Annotated in this window: 3 protein-coding genes and 1 pseudogene; 1 reads left to right on the top strand and 3 read right to left on the bottom strand. The window is 74.8% G+C overall.

Annotated elements, in window-relative coordinates; all coding sequences use genetic code 11:
* Window positions 1-236: pseudogene (locus tag AC08OO_RS05040) on the top strand (serine O-acetyltransferase); the annotation flags it as partial.
* Between the two features lie 174 nt (window positions 237-410).
* Here AC08OO_RS05040 and AC08OO_RS05035 read toward each other — a convergent pair.
* The 3 genes from AC08OO_RS05035 to AC08OO_RS05025 all read right to left on the bottom strand — a co-directional run.
* Window positions 411-1,382 (bottom strand): PP2C family protein-serine/threonine phosphatase, encoded by a 972-nt coding sequence (locus AC08OO_RS05035; RefSeq protein WP_476610568.1) that lies wholly within the window; start codon window positions 1,380-1,382, stop codon window positions 411-413.
* The gene (locus AC08OO_RS05030; protein WP_476610567.1) at window positions 1,379-3,604 is read right to left on the bottom strand and encodes a tetratricopeptide repeat protein; all 2,226 of its coding nucleotides are present in this window, start codon (window positions 3,602-3,604) and stop codon (window positions 1,379-1,381) included. Before AC08OO_RS05030 ends, AC08OO_RS05035 begins: the two co-directional genes overlap by 4 nt.
* Window positions 3,605-3,607: 3 nt before the next feature.
* Window positions 3,608-4,495: glutamate ABC transporter substrate-binding protein (locus AC08OO_RS05025; protein ID WP_476618272.1), on the bottom strand; the 888-nt coding region annotated here is incomplete at its 5' end.

Below are 4,495 nucleotides of genomic sequence, written 5' to 3'. Positions count from 1 at the left end.
TCATCACCCCCAGCCGCCCCCGGCCGGCCACCGCCCTGCCCGGTCAGGACGACGTGCTCCCCGACCTCGTCGGTGTCAGCCTGAAGTCCCTGCTCACCCGGGTCGACCAGCTGGAGGCGGTGCTCGACGGGAACACCGGGAACACCGACGGCCGCGCCGACGGGCGGGTCGCAGCCCGTCCCACGATCCGCCCGCCCCAGGCCGGTGTGTGGCACGGCGAGGACTTCTCCATCTGATCAACGACCTTGATCGGCGACCTGATCAACGACCTGGTCAACGACCTGATCGGTGACGCCCCTGGCTCGACCGGTGTCCCTGGGGATCCGGTCGCGCCAGGATTTGCCGGCAAAGCATGCGTCGCCATAACCACTTGATTCCGTCGGTTTAGACCTCGCAATTCTGGAGCTGAGTCAGAATATGTCGATGACGACCACGGTGATGTTGTCCGCGCCGCCGGCGGCCAGCGCCACCGAGGCGAGATGGTGGGCGACCGCGGCGGCGGGCGCGTCCGCCGGCAGGCGCCCGACGTGACCGGCGAGGGCCGTGGCGGCCGAGGCGTAGTTCCACAGCCCGTCGCTGCACAGCACCATCCGTCCCGGCCCGGTGAGGGGCAGCGAGACGACGCGCGGTACCGCCGACTCGCTGCCCGTCCCGATCCAGTGGGTGATGGTGTGGGCGCCGGGCGCCGTCTCGGCCAACTCGGCCGGAAGCAGGCCGGCCCGCACCGCCTCGGCCGCCAGCGTGTCGTCCTCGGTCAGCAGGTGTGCGCCCCGCGGGCCGAGTAGGTAGGCTCGGCTGTCCCCGAGCCAGCCGACGGCGAGCCGGTCCGCCGTCACGATCGCCGCGACGAACGTGCAGGCCGGCGCGTCGTCGGGGCTGGTGATCGAGGCGACGGCGCTGCGCTGGGCGGTCGCGGTCGCCGCCCGCAGCGCGGCGTTCTCCCAGGGGACGCCGCCGCCCGTCGGCTCGGGAGACCTCGGCGTGCCCACGGCGTCGGCCAGGAAGGCGGTGGCGTCCCGGGCGGCGGCCACGGCGGCCGGTCCCGAGCCGGGAGCCGTCGACACCCCGTCGCACACGACCGCCACGACCGCCGGGCGGGCCGGGCCGGGCAGGTCGGCTGGCCCGGGCGGGCCGACGACGGCGAGGGCGAACCCGTCCTCGTTGCTCCGGTGGACGAGGCCGCGGTCCGACACGCCGGCCGCGATCGTCAGATCGACATCGATCCGGTCGCCGGGCTCGCGGCCGGCCGCCGTCAGGGCCACGCCGCAGCGTTCGCAGAACCGGTCGTCGGGAAGGACCGGCGCCGCGCAGCCGGGGCAGCGTCCCGCCAGGCCGGGGTCCCGTGGCCCCGGCGCCGGTCCCGGCCGCTGTCCGGCGTTCATACCAGGGTCCGCGGGCGGACACGGTTGGCGAGGTCGACGAGGGCGTACCGCTCGTCGGTGGTCGCGGCCAGCCGGGCGAGCTCCCGGTAGGCGCGTTCCAGGCCGAAGCGCAGGTCCGCTTCCCGCAGTGCGGCACCGGCGACCGTGACGCCCGGGTCCACCGGGAGCGTGCCGGCCGCCACCAGGTCGAGCGCGGTGGTCAGCAGATCCCGGGTGAGAGCGGCCCGGCAGCCCGGGTCGAGGTCCAGGCCGGCCAGCACGTCCGACGCGGCCATGATGCCGGCCCGATTGGGGACGCCGGCCACGGTCACCGTGCCGAGTACCCGGGCCAGCCGGATCTGGGCGTCGACGTGGGCGGCCGAGGCCGGTGGTACCCGGCGGTAGGCGGCCACCGCACCGTCGCGGTCGCCCGCGGCGATCCGCACCCGCGCCAGCCCGAACGCCGCGCCGGTGAACGCGTCGTCGGTGCGCGACACCAGGTCATACAGCTGCTGCGCCCGGGGGAGGTCACCGGCGGCCTCCGCGGTGCGCGCCAGCGCCAGCTTCGGCGCGAGCTCGCCCGGGACCTCGTCGTAGACCCGGTCGAACGCGCCGCGGGCCGCGGCGGTGTCGCCGTCGGCGAGTGCCAGCAGCCCGCGCTGCCAGTCCACCCGCCACTCGAAGGGGTCCTCCGCCTCGATCTCGGCGAGCATCTCGCGGGCGGCGGCGGTCCGATCCAGGCGCATCCGCAGGTCGGCCAGGTGCAGGCGCGCCCCGACGCTGGTGGTTCCCATCGCACCGAGCAGCTCGGCGAGCTGCTCGGGCGCGAGGTCCGGCAGGGCGGTGAGCGGGTCCGCCGCCGGGTCGTCGGGGTCGGCCCGTAGCCGGGGCAGCACCGACCACGGCGGCAGCGCGGTGGGGTTGGCGCCGGTGGGGCCACCTTCGCCGGTGGGGTGGAGGTCGCCGGTGAACCGCCGGCTCGGCGCCGGCGCCGGGGCCGGTGTCCCGCGTTCGGCCGCGACGATCTCCCGCAGCACCCCCAGCAGTTCGTCGTGCATCTCCTCGGCGCCGGTGAAGCGGCGGTCGGGATCGGGCGCGGTCGCCTTGAGCAGGAACCGGTACAGCGATTCGTGCCGGGCGAGGACGGGATGGTCCGCCGCCGGTGGCATCGTGTGCAGGTAGGTCGAGGTGTTACCGCGGAAGTCCAGGATGAGGGTCGCGAGAGTGCGTCCCACGGCGAACAGGTCGGAGGCGACCGAGGGGCCGGTGGTGGGCACCTCGGGTGCCTGGTAGCCGAGGGTGCCGCAGCCGGCTCCGGCTACTGCGCCGTCGTCGATGCGACGGATCGCGTCGAGGTCGATCAGGCGCGGTGTCCCCCTGCCGAGCATCACGTTGTCGGGTGTGAAGTCGCCGAACACCAGGCCGTTTCGGTGCAGGTAGGCGAAGGCGGGCAGCGCCGCGAGGAGGTAGGCGACGGCCTGGGTGACCGGCAGCGGGTCGGGCCGGCCGGCGTCGGCCCGACGCCGGCACAGCACCTCCCGCAGCGAGGTGCCGCCGATGTACTCCATCACGATGTAGCTCGTGCCGGCATGCTCGACGAAGGTGAAGATCCGCACGATCGCCGGATGGTCGACGGAGGCCAGGAACCGGCGCTCGGCGATGGCCGCGGCCTGTGCCTCGCGGTCGCCGGAGTCGAGCAGGCCCTTGAGCACGACCCAGGAGCCCTCCGCGACGCTCGGGTCCCGGGCGAGGTAGATCCAGCCCTGGCCGCCGTGCGCGAGGGCCCCCGCGATCTCGTACGGCCCGACGCGGTCACCGGCGTGCAGCGTGGGACGGAACGAGAACGGCTGGCCGCATCCCGGGCAGAAGCCCTCGGGACGCGCGGGCCGGCGGCCCCGGGCGCGTCCCACCGGCGCGCCGCACCCGGCACAGGCCCGCCGCCGTTCCGGGATCTGCGGGTCCGCCAGCAGCATCGACGCCGGGTCCGGCACGTCGGGCTCGGGCACGTCGGGCCCGGGTACCTCGACCAGGCCCGCGCCCAGCCGGCTCGGTGCGGTCCGCGACCCGTCCTCGACGACGCCGTCGCAGTCCGGCTCCGGGCAGGGGATGACCGCGTTCACGCACACTCCTCGGTCGAGATCGGGGTCGAAATCGGGGTTGAGGGTGAGGGGCGGGCGAGGGGGAACGCCCCCCGAACGCAGCCGGGTCAGGACCGCGTCCACCTCCCACCGAGAGATCATCATCGGTCAGTCCCGGTAGCGGGCGACCGGTGGTGTCGGCGGCGGGGCGAACGGTGCCGACAGCCACCGCCGGGCCAGCCGTTTCCAGGTGCCGTCGGCGATCGCGCGGGCCAGCACGCCGTTGACGAAGCGGGTCAGTTCCGGATGGTCGAGGCTGACGGCGACCGCGTCCGGCTCGTCCGACAGGGCCGGTCCGACAACGTACAGCCGCGGGTCCTGGGCGGCCATCCCGTTGAGGATGGCCGTGGTGGTCATGACGGCGTCGACCTCCCCGGCCTGGAGCAGCACGAGGCAGTCGGCGATGTTCGGCACGGTGCGCAGCACCGGGCGCGACGGTGCCCGCCGGATGGTCGCCGCCGCGCCGGCCGCCGTGCAGACCCGTCGCCCACCGAGATCGTCCATCCCCTGGTACGGCGAGTCGCGGGGGACTAGGACCCGTTGCGTCTCGTTGTAGTAGACGGCGGAGAAGTCCACCAGCGCGCGCCGCTCGCAGTTCGTCGTCATGGTCGCCACGACGACGTCGACGGCGCCGTCGCGCAGAACCGGGATGCGCTCGGCGTAGGTGACCGCGCGGAACCGCACGTGTCCGTCCGCGCCGAAGATCCTCCAGCCGATCAGGTTGGCGATCTCCACGTCGAAGCCCTCGAACTGGCCGGTGAACGGGCTGATCGACCCGAAGGGCGGGACGTCGGCCAGCACCCCGGCGATGAGGTAGCCGCGGCGTTCGATCGTCTCCAGGACGGTGCCCGTGGGCATCGCGCCCGGCGAGGGCAGCCGGCCCGGCGGGCGCCAGCTGGCCTGCGGATCGTCACAGGTGGGTGTCGGCGTCACGGCCGCGGCGGCGGGCGTGAGGGCTGCGGGCCGCGGGGGCGTCGGCGTCGCGGGGGCCAGGGG

Source organism: Frankia sp. CeCAU1 (genome assembly GCF_977971845.1).
This window is presented reverse-complemented; position numbering and strand designations above follow the sequence as displayed.